Annotated in this window: 16 protein-coding genes and 1 tRNA gene; 6 read left to right on the top strand and 11 right to left on the bottom strand. The window is 59.6% G+C overall.

Going from position 1 to position 18,499, the window contains the following annotated elements; translation table 11 throughout:
• Positions 1-111 precede the first annotated feature (111 nt).
• A complete protein-coding gene (locus A0U94_RS02720) occupies positions 112-1,041 on the top strand; it encodes an alpha/beta hydrolase (protein ID WP_077802366.1) in 930 nt (309 codons plus the stop codon).
• Between the two features lie 86 nt (positions 1,042-1,127).
• Positions 1,128-1,204: transfer RNA gene (locus A0U94_RS02715), tRNA-Arg, on the top strand.
• A gap of 137 nt (positions 1,205-1,341) precedes the next feature.
• Here the strand turns inward: A0U94_RS02715 and A0U94_RS02710 are convergent.
• From A0U94_RS02710 to panC, 3 genes are all read right to left on the bottom strand, one after another.
• Positions 1,342-2,349, bottom strand: coding sequence for a glycosyltransferase family 8 protein (locus tag A0U94_RS02710; RefSeq protein WP_167369343.1), 1,008 nt, complete (start codon positions 2,347-2,349; stop codon positions 1,342-1,344).
• Positions 2,350-2,578: 229 nt separating this feature from the next.
• Positions 2,579-4,276 (bottom strand): adenine deaminase, encoded by a 1,698-nt coding sequence (ade, locus tag A0U94_RS02705; RefSeq protein WP_077802364.1) that lies wholly within the window; start codon positions 4,274-4,276, stop codon positions 2,579-2,581.
• A gap of 58 nt (positions 4,277-4,334) precedes the next feature.
• Positions 4,335-5,162, bottom strand: a complete 828-nt coding sequence (panC, locus tag A0U94_RS02700) for a pantoate--beta-alanine ligase (protein WP_077802363.1) — start codon at positions 5,160-5,162, stop codon at positions 4,335-4,337.
• A gap of 74 nt (positions 5,163-5,236) precedes the next feature.
• Between panC and A0U94_RS02695 the strand changes: the two genes are divergently transcribed.
• From A0U94_RS02695 to A0U94_RS02680, 4 genes are all read left to right on the top strand, one after another.
• A complete protein-coding gene (locus tag A0U94_RS02695; protein ID WP_244178051.1) occupies positions 5,237-6,472 on the top strand; it encodes a TIGR03862 family flavoprotein in 1,236 nt (411 codons plus the stop codon).
• Positions 6,473-6,476: 4 nt separating this feature from the next.
• The gene (locus tag A0U94_RS02690) at positions 6,477-7,916 is read left to right on the top strand and encodes a helicase HerA domain-containing protein (protein WP_077802362.1); all 1,440 of its coding nucleotides are present in this window, start codon (positions 6,477-6,479) and stop codon (positions 7,914-7,916) included.
• A gap of 108 nt (positions 7,917-8,024) precedes the next feature.
• Positions 8,025-10,418: a TonB-dependent receptor gene (locus A0U94_RS02685; RefSeq protein WP_062029099.1), complete on the top strand. Its 2,394-nt coding sequence runs from the start codon at positions 8,025-8,027 to the stop codon at positions 10,416-10,418.
• Between the two features lie 13 nt (positions 10,419-10,431).
• A complete protein-coding gene (locus tag A0U94_RS02680; protein ID WP_077802361.1) occupies positions 10,432-11,538 on the top strand; it encodes a glycerophosphodiester phosphodiesterase family protein in 1,107 nt (368 codons plus the stop codon).
• Between the two features lie 75 nt (positions 11,539-11,613).
• Here the strand turns inward: A0U94_RS02680 and A0U94_RS02675 are convergent, their stop codons facing one another.
• From A0U94_RS02675 to gnd, 8 genes are all read right to left on the bottom strand, one after another.
• Positions 11,614-12,141: a type 1 glutamine amidotransferase domain-containing protein gene (locus tag A0U94_RS02675; RefSeq protein ID WP_062029103.1), complete on the bottom strand. Its 528-nt coding sequence runs from the start codon at positions 12,139-12,141 to the stop codon at positions 11,614-11,616.
• Positions 12,142-12,197: 56 nt separating this feature from the next.
• Positions 12,198-13,640, bottom strand: a complete 1,443-nt coding sequence (gene aldA, locus A0U94_RS02670) for an aldehyde dehydrogenase (RefSeq protein WP_077802360.1) — start codon at positions 13,638-13,640, stop codon at positions 12,198-12,200.
• 390 nt (positions 13,641-14,030) lie between these two features.
• Complete coding sequence (locus tag A0U94_RS02665) at positions 14,031-14,558, bottom strand: YaiI/YqxD family protein (protein WP_077802359.1); 528 nt, start codon at positions 14,556-14,558, stop codon at positions 14,031-14,033.
• A gap of 3 nt (positions 14,559-14,561) precedes the next feature.
• The gene (locus A0U94_RS02660; protein ID WP_062029110.1) at positions 14,562-15,104 is read right to left on the bottom strand and encodes a gluconokinase; all 543 of its coding nucleotides are present in this window, start codon (positions 15,102-15,104) and stop codon (positions 14,562-14,564) included.
• A complete protein-coding gene (rpiA, locus tag A0U94_RS02655) occupies positions 15,101-15,796 on the bottom strand; it encodes a ribose-5-phosphate isomerase RpiA (protein ID WP_174694419.1) in 696 nt (231 codons plus the stop codon). Before rpiA ends, A0U94_RS02660 begins: the two co-directional genes overlap by 4 nt.
• Positions 15,793-16,533 carry a 6-phosphogluconolactonase gene (pgl, locus tag A0U94_RS02650; protein WP_077802358.1) on the bottom strand — a complete coding sequence of 247 codons (741 nt, stop codon included), beginning with the start codon at positions 16,531-16,533 and terminating at the stop codon, positions 15,793-15,795. The genes rpiA and pgl overlap by 4 nt, the downstream gene beginning before the upstream one ends.
• The gene (locus A0U94_RS02645; protein ID WP_198945512.1) at positions 16,530-17,390 is read right to left on the bottom strand and encodes a Cof-type HAD-IIB family hydrolase; all 861 of its coding nucleotides are present in this window, start codon (positions 17,388-17,390) and stop codon (positions 16,530-16,532) included. The genes pgl and A0U94_RS02645 overlap by 4 nt, the downstream gene beginning before the upstream one ends.
• Before the next feature lie 107 nt (positions 17,391-17,497).
• Entirely contained in the window at positions 17,498-18,496 is a 999-nt protein-coding gene (gnd, locus tag A0U94_RS02640) for a phosphogluconate dehydrogenase (NAD(+)-dependent, decarboxylating) (protein WP_077802357.1), read from the bottom strand.
• Between the last annotated feature and the right edge of the window lie 3 nt (positions 18,497-18,499).

The raw sequence follows: 18,499 nt of genomic DNA, 5'->3' as shown, positions 1-18,499 counted from the left end.
TCTAAAATCTGTGCGATGATAGGCCCATTCCCTTCCGTTTCAAACCGCCTCAGACGTCTTTCCTGCGGGCTGCTTGGCCTGCTGGCGTTACAGGCGTGCACAGCACCGCCTATGCCCGACCTGCATCCAACGGCACAGGAGACAGCCCTCATTCCTCCGGATGTGACGCTCGACATGTCGGACGGCGCCTCGATCCCGCTGCGCCTCTACCCCGCTGCCACACCGGAACCACGCGGCATTATTCTGGCACTGCATGGATATGGTGACAGCCGGGACGCCTGGGAATTCGCGGCTCCAACCTTCACCTCCGCAGGCTTTACCCTTGCCGCCCCCGACATCCGCGGCTTCGGACAGGCTCCGAACCGGGGCGGATGGAGCAGCACGGCAAGGCTGGTGCAGGACGCCCGCGAACAGGTGCTCTGGTTGCACGCCCAGTATCCGCACGTCCCCATTCACGTCATGGGAGAAAGCATGGGAGGCGCCATCGCCCTGCTACTGGCGACCACCGACACGCCGCAGATCAGCAGCACAATCCTGCTCGCCCCGGCCGCACTGGACATCGGCCAGCCGTGGGAAATTCTTCTGGGGGGAATGGATGTTTTGGCGCCGCACTGGAAACTGGATGGGTCGGCGGTGCCGGGTCGCCGCGTCGCGAGCGACAATATTCAGGCCCTGCGCCGGATGTATTTCGATCCCCTCACCTTGCACAGCTCGACAATCCATCCGCTCTACGGCCTGACATTACTGATGCGGAGTGCCTACGAGGCCGCTCCAAAAGTACGCACACCCCTGCTCATCATCTTCGGAGGCCGGGACCAGTTCGTCCTGCCCCCCTTCACGGCCCGTCTGCTCCGCAGATTGCCCACCGGCACCCGGACCGACGAACTGCCGGGCGCCCACCATCTCCTCAGCCGCGATCGCAGAGGCGCCGCACAGGATGCCGTCTCATGGTTGACACAACCAGATCGTCTGCTGCCCTCAGGCGGCGATATCGCCGCGGCCGCATGGCAGGCCACGGCTCAGACAGAAAGTTTTCCATGACCACCTTCCGATCACGCAAATGAACAGCAAAACTTTCAAAAAGAGGGCTGGCAATCTTTCGCCGAAGCAGTTATCTGAACCCCTATGGACCTGTAGCTCAGCTGGATAGAGCGTTGCCCTCCGAAGGCAAAGGTCACGCGTTCGAATCGCGTCAGGTCCACCAAATTCCTCAGACTTCAAGAAATTCAGATGCTTTTGGCTGATCTCATTGCCTGCGGGAGTCAGAACATTCTGTTCGTGACAACGGTGTAATCCGCTCTGGTATCCAGACCCAGAGCGTGAGCTACATCAGGACGACATTTAGATAAAAAATCGTGTTGTTTTCAGGTAGTTCATGAGCCTCCGACGTCGCAGGATAACGCGCCAGGGCGTCAGAATACGGGTCAGGAGCCACATTCTGTTCGCATGGCGGTCTATCCTGCTCAGACCGGCTTGTCCTGATGAATGGAAATACTGTTTGAGCGAATAAAAAGCCTCAAGCTGTGGGAACTGCTTCAGAAGCTCAACATAGGACGCAATGAAGCGCCCCTGCCACGGACGTGCTTTTGAGAACCATGGCTTTTCAGCGCCCGTGAAATGAATGATTGAAGGCCGCACAGTGTTCACGAAATTATTTTCGGCGAACATGGTCGTGAAATTGTATTTGGGTGACATAGGCAGTCTTCTGCCGACACACACGGCGTTTAGAGCGCTCTGATCGTGGAACATGCAGTCTTTGGAGTGATTGACGAAATAATCAAATGCTTCTTTGCAGAGATTGATCCATGTCTCACGCTTTGCAGCCAGAACTCCTGCATTGAAATAATCCGACTCATGCGAAACCCCGAGTTTTTTGAGGTATTCGCGCGTTTTTTCTCCGGATTTGTCATGTTCTTTTGCTTTAAGAAAATGTCGATCAATAGCACCCAACATTTTGCCATCCGGAATGTCGGCATTCGCCAGATCGAAAATTGACCCGACGACCTGAACGTCCCCGTCAATATACAGGATGTTCTCATATTTCGGATCTATACACGGACCTGTGAAAAAACGTCCCAAAGTTGAAATCGAAATATGTGTTTCTCTGAACGAAAGAGATTCCTGTTCGCTCAATACTTTATCAAGATCAAGCTTGATGGTCGTAATGCCGTGATCTGTGACGAGATCCGTGATCGTACGGAAATCTTCATCATTCAGATCCGTTGTGAACAAGAAGAGATCCGCGACACTCATCGTATCTTTCTGTCGGCTGATCTGCAGCATCGCGAGGATGCTTGGTACCAGGAAATTCCTATCCGCGACAAAGATAATTGCAGTTTTATGTCCCAAAACAGGATCCCTTCTCGTTACAACGCCGTCAGATTTTCTTTTGAAGATGCCATACTATTTTATAACTGTTTAGTTAATATTTTTCTCGGCATTGTCCTGTCGATCGCTCTGCAGGATAACGGAAAAATAATCTCACAATAACGGATTGCAGACATAGTATTCATTGCCTGCATCCATCTGGCATTAGAGGTAATCATATCAATGGCTGCCCTGCGGAGCAGCACTGATGTCACACCAGACTCATGTTGCGGACGTCGATCATTCCGAAATCCGTAATCTTGAGATGGGGGATGACCGGGAGGGGCAGGAACGCCAGTTGCAGGAACGGCTCCTCTAAAACCACGCCCATCTCTTTCGCGGCCTGTCGCAACACGATCAGATCATCGCGCACCTGTTCATAGGGGGCATCGCTCATCAGCCCTGCGACGGGAAGACGCAGTTCCGCCAGCACCTGTCCATCACGGACGGCCACGAAACCGCCGCCGGTCTTTTCCAGATGGTTCACCGCGCAGGCCATATCGGCGTCACTGGTTCCGACGACACAGATATTATGGCTGTCGTGTCCGACTGAGGATGCCAGTGCTCCACGTCCGAGGCCGAAGCCACGAACAAAACCGCGCCCGATATTGTCGTTATGCCCGTGCCGCGCCACGACGCAGACCTTTGCGATATCCTGCGCGGGGTCAGGCAGAACGGCACCATCGTCTTCCGGAAGATCCAGACGCAGGAATTCGGTAATGATCTGTCCCGGAATGATCCCCATGACCGGACGATCTGTGCCGCTGCCTTCAATCCGCATATCCCGCGCGCTCACCGGGTTTGGCAGCTGCACGCTGTCCAGCCCGACGGGCGCCACGATCTCGCGCCCTGCAAACAGTGCATCGTTCACCAGACGCCCGGCGGAAATGACATCCGACACCTGACAGCGCTCCAGATCGTCGAGCAGGACGATATCCGCGCGTTTGCCGGGCGCGATCTGTCCGCGATCTTTCAGGCCAAAGGCGGTTGCGGCCGAGAGCGAAGCCGCCCGGTATGCAGCCAGAGGCTCCACACCGAGTTCGATCGCCCGGCGGATCAGGAAATCCAGATGGCCTTCATGAGCAATTTCGAGCGGATTGCGGTCATCGGTGCAGAAGGCAAAGAACGGCGATGTGGCGACGTTCAGCAGCGGGACCAGGGCTTCAAGATCCTTGCAGACAGAGCCTTCGCGGATCAGGACTGTCATGCCTTTCCGGACTTTCTCCAGCGCTTCTTCGGCTGCTGTCGCCTCGTGATCGGTCGAAATTCCGGCTGCCAGATAGCCGTTGAGGGCCTTGCCGCGCATGAGAGGCGCATGGCCGTCGATATGGCCGTCCGCAAAGGCCGCGAGTTTGTCCAAGCAGCCCGGATCGCCGTTCAGAACGCCCGGAATATTCATGAATTCGGCCAGACCGATCACTTTGGGATGATTTCGATAGGGCAGCAGATCATCGACATTCAGAACCGCTCCCGACGTCTCCATAGCCGTTGCCGGTACGCAGCTTGAGAGATTGACCCGCAAATCCATGATGGTCCGCTCGGCCGCGGCCAGAAAATAATCGAATGCGGCGCGGCCCAGCACATTGGCCATTTCGTGCGGATCACAGATGGCGGTCGTTACGCCATGCGGCAGGACGCAACGGTCGAATTCAAACGGCGTGACGAGTGATGATTCAACATGCAGATGCGTGTCGATGAAGCCCGGCACGGCGATCCGGCCTGCACCGTCAATCGTCTGCACACCGTCATAGTCACCATAAGTCCCGACGATCCGGTCGTCACAGATGGCGATATCGGTGGGAACAAGGTCACCCGTAACCAGATCGAACAGCCGGACATTGCGGATGACCAGATCGGCGGGTTCGCGTCCCTGCCCCTGAGCCACCCGGCGCATGATGGTTTTCTGCATGTCTGAAATCCTCCGTCCGTCAGCAGTTCATGCTTATACCGCACGAAGGAGACAGATCTCAAAGCGGCATGTTGTCGATCAGCCGGACCGCCCCTGCCTGCACAGCCAGAAGCGCCAGCGCGTTTTCGGAACAGGGGTCTTCGCGGCGGAATGTGTCTGCATTTACGACCGTGGCATAATCGATGTCCGGCACGCCGGCCTTTATCAGGCTGACGCGCAGAGCTCCCTCCAGAACGTCCGCGTTACGTTCACCGCTGCGGAACAGTCGCGATGCTTCCTGCAAAGCCTCATACAGCCCCGGGGCTTTCTGACGGTTTTCTGGCGTCAGGCGCACATTGCGGCTGGACCGCGCGAGGCCGTCTGTTTCCCGTGCGATATCACAGACCACGATTTCGACGGGGATATCCAGATCCGCCACAAAACGGCGGACGACCGCGCATTGCTGGGCATCCTTCTGTCCGAAATAGACCCGCTGCGGCTGGACGATGTTGAACAGCTTCGTCACCACCGTTGCCACACCGGAGAAATGTCCGGGGCGGGACTGGCCTTCGAGTTCGTCCGCAACGCCGCCGACTTCAATGCGGGTTGCGAAACCCGGCGGATAAAGCACGTCCTGCGTTGGCAGGAAGACCAGATCGGCTCCGGCGTCTTTCAGAAGCGCCAGATCACGGTCCGGATCGCGGGGATAGGAAGCATAGTCTTCGTTCGGGCCGAACTGCGTCGGGTTCACGAAAATGCTGACGGCCACCGCACCATTTTCGGCCCTGGCTCTGCGGACGAGGCCCAGATGGCCTTCATGCAGGAACCCCATCGTCGGAACGAAGCCGAGCGTCGCATAGCCTTTCCGGGCGCTCCGCAACGCCGCGATTGTCTCAAAAACCTGCATCTGTGTTTCCTTTCCGGCCAGAACCCGCCGCGCAGAACCTGACAAACCCTGCCGCACATGGCAATCAGACGCCTATGACTACTGCGTCCCCTTCCCCGTCCATCGGCCCATCCATCGCCATTATAGGAGCCGGTCCGGCAGGGCTGTTCGCAGCCGAAATCCTGGCTGCACGGGGATGCAGAGTGCAGGTCTTCGACCGGATGCCAAGCGTGGGGCGAAAGCTGCTCATGGCCGGACGCAGCGGGCTGAACCTGACGCATTCGGAACCGCTGGACAGGTTTCTGAAGCGTTATGGCAACGCGCAGGATTGGCTCGAACCCACTATTCGCGCCTTTCCGCCAGAGGCGCTGAGGCAATGGGCGGAAGGCCTCGGACAGCCATGTTTTTCCGGCTCTTCAGGGCGGGTGTTTCCCAAAGCCATGAAAGCCTCTCCGCTCCTGCGGGCATGGCTTGAGCGTCTCGCGCAGAAGGGCGTGACGATCCGGACCCGGCATCGTTTTGTCAGTTGGGAGGGTTCGGACCCTGTTTTCGATACTCCTGACGGCCGGACTTCCGTTCAGGCCGACGCGACCCTCCTGACAATGGGAGGCGCAAGCTGGTCCCGTCTGGGATCGGACGGTCTCTGGGCAGACCTTTTACCGGATGAAACTTCGTCTTTCGCCCCTACAAACTGCGGCTTCCTGCCCGACTGGCCAGCCGATTTCGCAGCAAGGCACGACGGTAGCGTCCTGCATTCGGTAGGGCTGTCTTTTAACGAACAACACAGCCGGGGCGACCTGACCATCACGGCCCGCGGGCTTGAAGGATCGGCGCTTTATGCGCTCTCGGCTGCATTGCGGGACGCAATCCGGCGCGACGGGCGCGCAGTTCTCACGCTCGATCTCCGCCCCACACTGTCGGCCGGGGACGTTCTAAAACGCCTGCTGGCCCAGCGCGAACGTGAAAGTCAGAGCAATCGTCTGCGGAAAGCACTCGCGCTGGATGCGCCGTCCCGCGAGCTTCTGAAGTTCGCTACTCCCAAAGACGCCACGCCCCTTCAGCTTGCCCACACCCTCAAGGCCCTCCCCCTGCAGCTGATCGGCATGGACACGCTCGATCGCGCTATCTCGACCGCAGGCGGTGTGCGGCGGGACGCCATGGATGCACGCTTCATGCTGACGTCCCGCCCCGGCGTGTTTGTGGCCGGAGAAATGCTGGACTGGGAAGCGCCGACGGGCGGCTATCTGCTTCAGGGGTGTTTTTCCACCGCTTATGCGGCGGCAAATGGTGTCCTTGGGTGGCTAGAATCGCGCAACTCGGCTATCGCCTGACACCATGACATCCATCGTTCTCGGACAGGGCCGCGACGGCTCCGACACCTGCATTGATCTGCCGGAACTCCTGGCCACGCGCCTGCTGGTCCAGGGCAATTCCGGCTCTGGGAAATCGCATCTCCTGCGACGCCTGCTGGAGCAGACGGCAACCCTCGTCCAGCAGGTGATGATTGATCCGGAAGGCGATTTCGTCACTCTCGCCGACCATTACGGCCATCTGGTAATCGACGTCGAAGACCAGTCCGAAGCCAGCCTTCGCGCCGCAGGTGAGCGCGTGCGGGCGCATCGGGCCTCCGTGGTGCTGAACCTCGAACAGGTTGAAGCCGAAATGCAGCTTCGGGCGGCCGGCGCGTTCCTCAACGGCATGTTCGAAGCCCCACGTGCGCACTGGTATCCTGCCCTCGTGGTGGTGGACGAAGCGCAGCTTTTCGCCCCCGTGACCAGCGGCGACACATCGGACGAAGCGCGCCGCCTGTCGCTTGGCGCCATGACGAACCTGATGTGCCGTGGCCGAAAACGCGGTCTGGCAGGCGTGATCGCCACCCAGCGTCTGGCGAAGCTGGCTAAGAACGTTGCGGCAGAAGCGTCCAACTTCCTGATGGGCCGGACGTTCCTCGATATCGACATGGCGCGCGCGGCCGATCTTCTGGGCATGGAGCGACGGGCGGCGGAATCCTTCCGCGATCTGGCGCGCGGTCAGTTCATGGCGCTTGGCCCGGCGCTGAGCCGACGTCCGAAACTCGTGGCCATCGGCCCTGTCACAACCGCAAGCCATGCCACCGGTCCGGTTCTCGTGCCGCTTGAGCCGGTTTCAGCCGAAGACCTGCGGGACATCATTCTCGAGCCGGTCCATGAGTTCACGCCCCGCGCGCGTCGGGAATCCCGCCCCCCTCCGCCGGACCTTCTCGCCCAGCTCGATGCCTACGGGGCCGAGCGTGAGGCCGAGGAACCCGCCCCCGCCGCCATCAGCGTCGAGGCCGACCCCGACCAGCTGTGGTCGCTGGTTACCGAAGTCGTGGCCGGAGACGGGTCGGACTACAAACCGCTGGCGACCCTGTATCAGGACTTCCAGCTCAGGGCCCGTATTCAGGGCCTGCCGCGCAATGTGCTGGAACTGGGGTCTTTCAACCGGATGCTGGCCACGATCCGCGCCGGGATGGACCGGGAACGCTCCGAAAGCGAAGAGTGGAAGCAGGCCCAGACAGTCGCCGCGACCCTGCCGGAGGACGTGCAGGGCGTTTTCCTGCTGCTCGCCCGCACGGCGCTGGATGCGGAAATCTGCCCGGACGATGATGCGCTGGCCCGCGCCTATGGAACGCATTCTCTGGGCCGTGCGCGCCGTCAGCTCAACTATCTGGAAGAGCGGGAGGTCATCGTTCTTCAGGATACGCCTCTGGGGCGCCGGGTCGCGATCGTCGGGCTGGGCTGGCAAACGGCCTGACTGTCATAATTCTGTCACTGCACGTTCACAGGAGCTTCACACGCAGTTCTTTAAGGAAAGATTAGGGTCCGCCGCGTCCGATCCCTTCTTGCTCCGGAAAGATCTTCGATGCCGCGCAACCTGCTGCGTTCCCGCCTGCTCCTGACTGTTTTCTGCTCGCCATTTGCGTTGGCTGCCGCTCTTCCCCACCCCGCCAGTGCCGCTGCGACTGGAACGAAAAAAGCCACACCGGCCAAACATGCTGCCAAAAACGACGCCAAACACAAGGCCAGGGTGGATGCCGTGGCCGGGGGGACGGAACAGCTTGTCATCACGGCACGGCGCACACGTTCCGAACAGGGGCTGAGCCATGTGCAGATCCAGCGGATCCTTCCGGGCGTGAACCCGGTCAAGGCGCTGGAAATGCTGCCGGGCGTCGTGTTCAACAACGCCGATCCCTGGGGTAACAACGAGCAGAACTCCTCGCTTTATGTTCACGGGTTCAACCAGAACCAGCTCGGCTACACGCTCGACGGCATTCCGCTCGGCGATCAGGCTTACGGCAACTACAACGGTCTCTCTCCGCAGCGCGCAGCCATCAGCGAGAACATCGGATCGGCTTCGGTTTCGTCCGGTGCAGGTGCGCTTGGCACAGCCTCCACGTCCAACCTTGGCGGAACGCTCCAGTTCACCACGCAGGACCCGCTGAAGAAGCGCGGCGCGCAGATCGAGCAGGTTTTCGGAAGCTGGTCTACGTTCCGCACCTTCGCCCGCCTCGATACGGGTGAGTTCGGCAATGGCAACTCAGCCTATGTTTCTTTCGCACGTCAGGACGCACGCGCCTGGGACTTCGCCGGCCATCAGGGCGGCTATCAGGTCAACGCGAAGTTCGTCCACAACAGCGAACATGACCATTTCTCGACGTTCTTCGACTGGTCCCAGAAGGTCGAGCCCAACGAAGACAGCGTTACGCTGCCGCAGGGTTATGGCATTTATGTTCGCCCGTTCACCTATCCCAATTTCAATTACGCCAAGGCCAACGCCAATGCGGTCGGCCTGAACTATCGCAATTATTACTCTGCGGCCCAGCGCGAGGACTTCCTCGCCTATTCCAAGTGGACGCATGATTTCAGCGAAAACCTGCACTGGGACAATAGCATCTATTATCACCATGATCTGGGTGAAGGTGTTGTAGCCGGTCCGATTTCGGCCGCCGGTCTGCCGACGCTGTTCGCCGCCTATTTCCCGGGTCAGGATCTGAACACCGTCTTCGGCGGTTCGGGCTATGCAACCCGCACGACCGAATACTGGGACAACCGCGGTGGCCTGATGTCCACGCTGCGCTACCATCTCGGCAAGCACTCGATCGAGCTTGGCGGCTGGTATGAGCGCAACAACAACACCCAGGCCCGTCGCTGGTATCCACTGAACGCCAACAACCCGACCACGCCTTACGAGCGCCAGCAGAACGCCCTGATCGACCAGTACACCAACAATTTCTACACCAACACGTTCGTCACGCATCTGCAGGACAACTGGCAGATCTCCAAGAATTTCTCGCTGATGGCGGGCTTCAAGTCCGAACTGGTCTATACCAACGGCACGCTTCCGGTGGCCGCAAAGCCGGGTTCGCTTTCCCCGTCCTATGCCGTGACGGCACCGGGTGGCGAAATCGACGCCGCCAAGCCGTTCCTGCCCGCTTTTGGCGCAGTCTGGGATATCACGAAGCACGAGCAGTGGTTTGCCAACATCCAGGAGAATATGCGCTCCTTCCAGGATGCGGGCTATGGCAACGCCACCCCGTGGGGCGCGACCAGCCAGGCCGCTTTCGAAGAGTTCAAGAAGAACGGCAAGCCCGAAACCTCATGGACCTACGAAACCGGTCTGCGTGAGCACCGCCAGATCCATCTCGGCCCGCTGACGGCGATCGAAGGTCAGGTCGAATACTATCACGTTCACTTCTCAAACCGCCTGCTGGCCGTCGCAACGACGCAGACCCTGTCGTCCATCATCGGCTCGGCCACCACGCTTGCGAACGTGGGTTCGGTTACGACGGATGGTATGGATTTCTCCTTCACCACCCATTTCGGTCCGCATTTCTCGCTGTACAACGCGCTGTCCTACAACAAGTCCACCTACAACGATAACTACAGCACGGGTTCGAGCATCATCCACACGGCAGGCAAGGACGTTGTGGGCATGCCGGACTGGTCGGAGAAGTTCGTCTTCACCACCAACTGGGGCAATGCCTACGGCCAGTTCACCGGTGATGTCATCGGCAAGCGTTATGCGACCTACACCAACGACATGTGGGCTGCACCCTACGCCCAGTTCAACTTGAACGCAGGTTATACGTTCCACAATATTCCGCATCTGGCGTCGCTGAAGGTTCAGGGCAATATTACCAACCTGACAAACACGAAGGGATGGTCCACGATCAACGCCACCCAGACTGCGGGTCAGTTCTCGGCCTTTCCCATCGCGCCGCGCATGTTCTTCCTGAGCCTGAGCGCCGCCCTGTAAGGAACACTGCTCCATGCTGACACGTCGCCAGAGCCTCGGCCTGCTCGCAGCAGGGCTTCCCGCCCTGCATCTGCGGGCGAAAGCCGCGCCCTCACTGGCGCCGAAGCCACTCGTATTCGCCCATCGCGGGGCTTCGGCCCTGCGCCCCGAACACACGCTGGCCTCCTATGCCCGCGCCATGATGGATGGCGCGGATTTCATCGAGCCGGATCTCGTCATGACGCGTGACGGCCATCTGGTCGTCCGCCACGAAAGCAACATTGTCGAGACCACGGATGTTTCGGAACGTCCGGAATTCGCCTCCCGTCACCGGTCTCTCAAGATCGACGGACGGGTCGAAACCGGCTGGTTCACCACGGACTTCACGCTGGCCGAACTCAAAACCCTCCGTGCCCGTGAGCGCCTGTCCACGATCCGCGTCCACAACACGCGCTATGACGACCACTTCGAAATCCCGACCTTCGAGGAGGTCATCGAACAGGTCGCGGCCCAGTCGGCGGCGACGGGCAAGGTTTTCGGTCTGGTGCCGGAAATCAAGCACTCCACCTATTTCAACAGCCTTGGCCTCAATCCCGAAGCCGCGTTTCTCCAGACCATCGCGGCACACGACTACACCCGGCAGGCACCGCTGGAACTCCAGTCCTTCGAAACCGGAAATCTGGGACGCATCCGGGCTGATGTCCTCTCCATAAATCCGCAGGCGCGTCTCATGCTGCTGATGGGTGAGCGCAAGGACATCCCGCCCGATCTTCTGGCAGACGGCAAGACCACGACTTTTGGCGATCTCATGACGCCGGAAGGCCTCAAGGAAGTCCGGCGCTATGCCGACGTGATCGGACCGTCCAACACGGACCTGATCCCGCGTGACAGCAAGGGCGCGTGGATGGAGCCATCCAGCCTCGTCACGGATGCCCATCGTGCCGGGCTTCTGGTGCATTCCTATACGGCACGGCCGGAAAACCATTTCCTCCCCGCACAGCTTCGCAGCACCGCAGGCGATGCGGCCCGCAATCCCGAGGGCATGATCGCGGAACTGCGCCGCTATCTGGACATGGGCATCGACGGCTTCTTCACCGACGATCCCGCTCTGGGGCGTAAAGCCGTCGATGGAACGATCTGACGCCAGCCAGATCCCCACAAAAAAGGAGGCTCTCCCAAAAGGGGCGCCTCCTTTTTTGTGGGACCGTCAGGGACTTCAGGCAAGCCTGAAATGCCTGAGCATGGCCTTGTTGAAAGCTGGAATATCGGCCGGACAACGGGAAAAAACATAAGGGCCGTCAACCACAACGGCGTTGTCCACCCAGATCGCACCGGCATTTTCCAGATCGCGGCGGATGGCTGGCCAGGACGTAACGGTCCGCCCCTTGAGTTCATTGACCTCAATCAGCGTCTGCACACCATGACAGATGGCCGCGATGGGCTTGTTTGCCTTCACGAACGCTCTCGCAAACGCCACCACGTCCCGGTTCATGCGCAACGCATCTGGAGACGCCACCCCGCCGGGAAGCAGCAGGGCATGATAGTCGTTTGGATTTGCATCGGCGATCGCCAGATCGGCCCGGATTTTATGGGAGGGATAGATATCCTTGCTCACGGCCTGAAACTCACCGGCCCGGAGGGAAATAACCGTAACGGTCGCACCGGCTTTTTCAAGCGCAGAGCGAGGCGCGACCAGTTCTATTTCCTCAAGGCCATCCGTAGCCAGGACAGCAACTTTTACCATAATCCCGATCCCCTCCAGAAAAAACGGGCGACCGCCAAGAGCCGTCCGTCAGGCCGTTACGCGTTGAGGTAAATGGTTTTGGTCTGAACGTAGGCTTCCATACCGTGCTGCCCGTCCTCGCCTCCCAGACCACTCTCTTTGTAACCATGATGGAAGCCCTGCGGGGCCTCTCCGCCTGGCCGGTTCACATAGACTTCACCGAATTCAAGTTCGCGGGTCATACGCAGGACCCGGCCCAGATCATTCGTGAAGAGATAGGCTGACAGGCCGTAACGGCAGTCATTGGCCCACGCGATGGCCTGATCGAAGTCCTTCACCCGGATCAGCGACATGACCGGGCCAAACACTTCGTTATGAACGACGTCCATGTCCTGGGTGACATCGGTCAAAAGCGTCGGGGCATAGAAATAGCCCTTGTCATACACGCCACCCCTCAGCCGCTTGCCACCGATGGCGAGACGCGCGCCCTGCCTGATAGCGTTTTCGACCATGCCATGAACCTTGTTCAGCTCGTCTTCACTGACCTTTGGCCCCATATCCGTACTGTCGTCCGTCGGCAGTCCGACCTTCAGCGCCTCGATCTTCTCGCGGATTTTCTGGACGAAGCGGTCGTAAATAGCCTCATGGATATAGGTGCGTTCGTTGGACGTGCAGACCTGCCCGCCATTGCCAAAACGCGCAGCCACCGCTGCATCGGCGGCCTTGTCCAGATCGGCATCTTCCATGACCATGAATGGCGCCTTGCCGCCCAGTTCCAGCCGGACTTCCTTCAACGTTTCGGAGGCGGCTGCCATAATCTTCTTGCCTGCCGGGGTCGAGCCCGTCATCGTAATGAGCCGGACATCTTTATGCGCCACCAGTGGCACACCGACATCCTGGCCATCTCCCGTCACGATATTGATGACGCCATGTGGAATTCGCGCTTCGCCAACCAGCTTTGCCAGATGCAGACAGGTCAGTGGCGTCAGTTCATGCGGCTTGAGAACGATGGTATTTCCTGCCGCCACGGCCGGCCCGATCTTTCTGGCACACAACGCCAGCGGGAAGTTCCAGGCCGTGATGGCACCAATAACGCCCAGCGGCACGCGGTCGATCAGGATTTTCTCGTTCGGCGAGCTTCCCGGAATGATCTCGCCCTGAAGGCGCAAAACGTTTTCCGCAGCAAACCGCAGCAGGCCAATTGCAAAATCAACCTCGACCCGGGCTTCCTTCAGCGGTTTGCCCATTTCAGAAGTGATGAGAGCGGCCAGTTTTTCCCGATCCCGCTTTACCAGATTCTTCAGCGCGTGAATGTAATCGGCCCGTTCAGTCGCCGTACGGTGGCTCCAGCCGGCAAAGGCTGCTTTCGCAGCCGCGACAGCCGCATCCACATCCGCCTGTCCGCCTTTGGCAACTTCGCCAATCACCGCTTTCGTGGCCGGATTTTCAACCGTGATCCATTCGCCACCCTTCGGTGAGACCCAGCTGCCGTTAATGAAAAGAGTGCTTTTCTCAGTCATGGAGTTTCCTGCATTCCTGTGTGACGACTTGCGCCTGTCACGAAACAGACGCATCAGGACGCCGGCAGTTCACTCAACAACTGCAAAAGAGCGACATTCTTTCATAATCAAAAGCGGCAACTTGTGAGTCTTCGGTTTATTTTGCGCCTGAATTGTCATCAGGCGACGAATGAAGCGAAAATCTCTGATCCGGGACATTCAGTCTCCGAACACGCCAGATGAAGTAGAAGATGCTCCCGTCGATGGCCTCCAGGATGGAAATTCGTCCCCGTCCCGACGCTGACTTTCGATCCCTCAGAGGATACTGCTTAGCAAACAGAGTTCAGGAAATTTATGGGGAAAATATTTCATCGGAAGCGGCTTATCCCGCGCGAGAAGATATCCCCAGAATCAGGGAACATCTCCGGGGAAGGGCCTGTGGATTGTTTCTGAAGAAGTGGGGAGCGATTGCGCCAGAGCAGCTTTCCTGCGGAGTCGCACGATGAGTGTATCGAGTGCGGATAAAAACCGGCTTCGGTCGTTTTTGCCGAAAGACGGATTATAGGTCGTAACCGCTCCCGTCTCGCGCAGACCCTGCATCAGATCCCGCATCGCCGATACCATGCCGACAGAGCGCTCGTCGATTTCCTCGCCGTTTGGACGCAGGACCGCGCCTTTCCTGGCAAGACAGCGCACGGCCAGCGGAATGTCGCTGGTAATGACGATATCGGAAGCCGTCACCTGCTCCGCAATCCAGTCATCCGCCACGTCTGGCCCTTCAGGGACCACAACACGTTCGATGAGCGGAGACTGCGGGATATTCATCCAGCTATTGGCGACGATAACCGTTTTCAGGCCGTAGCGCGCCCCGACCCGATAGATTTCATCCTTGACCGGGCACGCATCGGCATCCACCAGAATCCGGGTGGTATTTGCCATGGATCAGCCCTCCGTCTGGAAATGACGGATCAGATCCTCCAGCACCACGTCGGGGTGCTTTTCGCCTGAAACGCGGATCACCGGCTCATCGTCACCCGGCACTTCAAGCGTGGCGAGCTGGCTTGGCAGCAGGCTGGCGGGCATGAAGTGCCCTTCCCGTCGCTCCAGACGCGCCGCAAGTTCAGTGGCAGACGTGTCAATATGCACGAATTCAATCGGTAGCCCGTTGGCGCGAAGCTGTTCACGATAGGCGCGTTTGAGCGCGGAACAGGTCAGAACCGCACCATGGCCAGCCTCGACCTGTGCCCGCAGCCAGTCATGGCACAATGCGAGCCAGGGGGCGCGATCCGCATCAGTCAACGGACGACCGGTGCTCATCTTTTCAACATTCGCAGGAGGGTGCAGGGCATCGCCTTCCTGAAAATGCCAGCCAAGCCGGGTCGCCAGTCCGGTGGCGATCGTCGTTTTTCCTGTCCCGGAGACGCCCATGACAACGAGAAAACGCGGCTCCAGACCCATCTTCACCCGTGCTGCCGAAGCCGTCATGGCTCCCACCGCTCCACACCTTCTGTGGTGGCGACCAGAACGTCCGAAGCCATGTTGAGGAACATGCCATGCTCCACCACACCAACGATCCGGTCGATTTTCTCCGCCAGATCTTCGGGATTTTCGATCGGTCCGAAATGGCAGTCCAGAATCATGTTGCCCGTATCCGTCACGAACAGCGATCCGGCACGGTCCGCTCTCGGCTTTACACCGCGAGCGCCACAGGCCGCCAGACGTTCGGCCGTGCATTCCCAGCCGAAGGAAATGACTTCCACGGGAACAGGCGCGCGCTCTCCCAGCAGATCGACAGGCTTGGTGCCATCAACGATCACCACGAAACGCTTTGCAGCCTGTGCCACGATTTTTTCGCGAAGGAGCGCGCCGCCCAGACCCTTGATCAGGTTGAGCGAACCGCGCTGGACCTCGTCCGCCCCGTCAATCGCAATGTCGATCCGGCGATGCGCGCTGAAATCCGTCAGCGGAATTCCGGCCTTGATCGCCTTGTCTTCGCTGTCATCGGAGGTCGGAATGCCAAAAATTTCCAGACCTTCCGCAACACGCTCACCCAGGCGCTCAATCATATAAGCGGCTGTGCTGCCCGTTCCGAGCCCCACGACCATGCCGCTCTTAACCATATCAGCCGCTTCACGCGCCGCGGTGCGCTTGTGAACGCTCATATCGGACACTGTCATGCCCCTTCTCCGACCGCTGCGCGATCTGCAAGAACGACGATCCGGCCTTCGCTCGTCACGCGGGCGGAGGGGATGGAACTGTCGCCTTCGACCAGACGCTCCAGCATCTCGACCTTGGACGCTCCCGTCACGAGAAACACCACCAGCGCGCTGGACTGAATAGCGGGATAGGTCAGCGTGATGCGTTCATAAGGCGCGGTGGACGGTGCGGCTGTTCCGACCCAGGCTTTGCGTTCCTTCAGGACCGGCTGTCCCGGAAACAGCGAGGCCGTATGACCATCCGTGCCGAGGCCCAGCATGACCAGATCGAACAGCGGGCGCTTCGGATCGAGTTCCGTAGCACCATAAGAGGTCTGAAGGGTTTTCTCGTAAGCCTGTGCGTCCGCCTCCACCGTATCCCCGGTCGGGATGGCATGGACGTTCTTGGCGGGCACTGGAACATGCGACAACAGGACGGACTGGCCGACCGTGTGGTTGCTGTCCGCATGGCCTTCCGGCACATGGCGCTCGTCACCATAGAAAATCTCGACCCGCTCCCACGGAACCAGCTTTGCCCGCGAAGGCGTTGCGAGGATCTCGAACAGGCGCTTGGGCGTGGAGCCACCAGAAAGCGCCACCCGGAACAGGCCATCCGTTTTGGCGAGAACGCCTTCGATGAAGAGATCGGCCATCCGCAGGGCTACGGCTTCCGAATCAGGGAGGGTTTCCAGAGTGGCGGTACGAATGTCGGTCGTCATGAATGGGGAACCCTCGGCAGAATGTAGCGCTCGACAGCCTTGGCCCAGCCATCGCGCTCGTTGGTGTCCGTGAAAACCTGCGCGGCGGCTTTCACGTCCTCTTCAGCCTGTCCCATGGCAATTCCCAGCCCTGCGACAGAAAACATCGGCAGGTCGTTATGGGCATCGCCAAGGCAGGCCACCTCATGCGGCGCAATGCCGTGGGCAAGCGCCAGTTCGCGGATCGCCTCGCCCTTGTTGGCAAGCGCTGGCGTCACATCAAGAAGAATATCGGAAGAGCGGCGCACGCTTGCATCCCCCTGAAGCATCGCGCCGAGTTCGGTCTCGACGTCCTGCAACAGGCTGGTATTGCTGCTCACGCCCATCACCTTGCCGATGCCCTCAAATTCCCTGCGCAGGTCGGGAACCTGATTTGGCGTCAGGCCGGTAATGCCCCGCTCATGCTGGACGAACGGCGTATGTGCATCCTGCACCATCCAGTAGGACTGCCGCAGAAACCATGTTTCAATCCCGTGCAGATGCAGCATGTCATACACGATCGACAGCACATCCGGCGCAAGGACGCGGCTGACGGTCGTGCTGCCGTCAGGTTTGAAGATGATGCCGCCGTTAAATCCGGCGTTCTGACCGGTCAGACCGAGCTGCTCGATATAGGGTACCATGGCGGCTGGAGGCCGCGCACTGGCGAGACAGAGGGGAATTCCCCGTTCCTGAAGCGCTTTCACCATCGCCAGGGTAGATGGCGCGATGGTCTTGTCTGGCGTCAGGAGTGTGCCATCCATGTCGGACACGACCATCCGGATGGTCTTTGGCAGCGGCGGCAGGTCCGCGTGGATGGCGTCGAGGTCAACGGACATAAAAGCCCCTGTAAAAACCCCCGTCAGAGTCTTTGCGGGGGCTGGCTGGTCAGCAATGGCAAAAACCATACCCTGCCAGCCAGTCATTGCCCATGAGGGGCGCAGTCTTATTTCTTTTCGACGTGGCCGCCGAAACCGAAACGCTGGGCCGAGAGCACTTTCTCGGCAAAGTTGTTGCCGGACCGAGAGCGGAAACGCGTAAACAGCGCGGCCGTCATGACCGGAGCCGGTACGTCTTCCTCGATGGCGGCCTCGATCGTCCAGCGGCCTTCACCAGAATCCGCGACTTCGCCGGAGAACTCGTTGAGGGTTTCCGAACGGGTCAGGGCCTCGGCCGTCAGGTCCAGCAGCCAGGACGATACGACACTGCCGCGGCGCCAGACTTCGGCGATATCGCCCATGTTGAGCTCGAACCGGTCTTTTTCCGCAAGAACCGGGGAGTTCTTGCTTTTCATGATGTCGAAACCTTCGGCGAAGGCCTGCATCATGCCGTATTCGATGCCGTTATGGACCATCTTCACGAAGTGCCCCGAACCAGCGGGACCACAGTGCAGATAGCCCTGCTCGGCCCGCGGATCGTGACCCGCAGCGTCACGGCCAGGCGTGCGCGGCACGTCCCCGATGCCCGGCGCCAGCGCGCTGAGGATCGGATCAATATATTCGGCGGTATCTTTCGTGCCGCCGAACATCATGCAGTAACCACGCTCCAGACCCCAGACGCCGCCCGAGGTGCCAACATCTACGTAGGAGATGCCCTTTTCGGCCAGTTCGGCCGAACGGCGGACGTCATCCTTGTAATAGGTGTTACCACCGTCGATGATGACATCCCCGCGCCCCAGAAGGCCACCGAGTTCCTGAACACAGGCTTCGGTGATGGCCCCCGCCGGAAGCATGACCCACACCACGCGGTGTTCGTCACCTTCGAGCAGCTTCGCCATCTCGGCCACGGAACTGGCGGGCGTCGCGCGCCCCGCTTCGCAGCGGCCGACGACCGAGGCCGTCACTTCCGGCGTACGGTCGTGCACGACGACATCATGTCCGTGGCGCGTCAGACGGACGGCAATATTGCCGCCCATCCGTCCCAGTCCGATGATTCCGATCCGCATGAC

Origin of the sequence: Gluconobacter albidus, assembly GCF_002005485.1 — a bacterium.
GTDB classification, from domain to species: domain Bacteria; phylum Pseudomonadota; class Alphaproteobacteria; order Acetobacterales; family Acetobacteraceae; genus Gluconobacter; species Gluconobacter albidus.
This window is presented reverse-complemented; position numbering and strand designations above follow the sequence as displayed.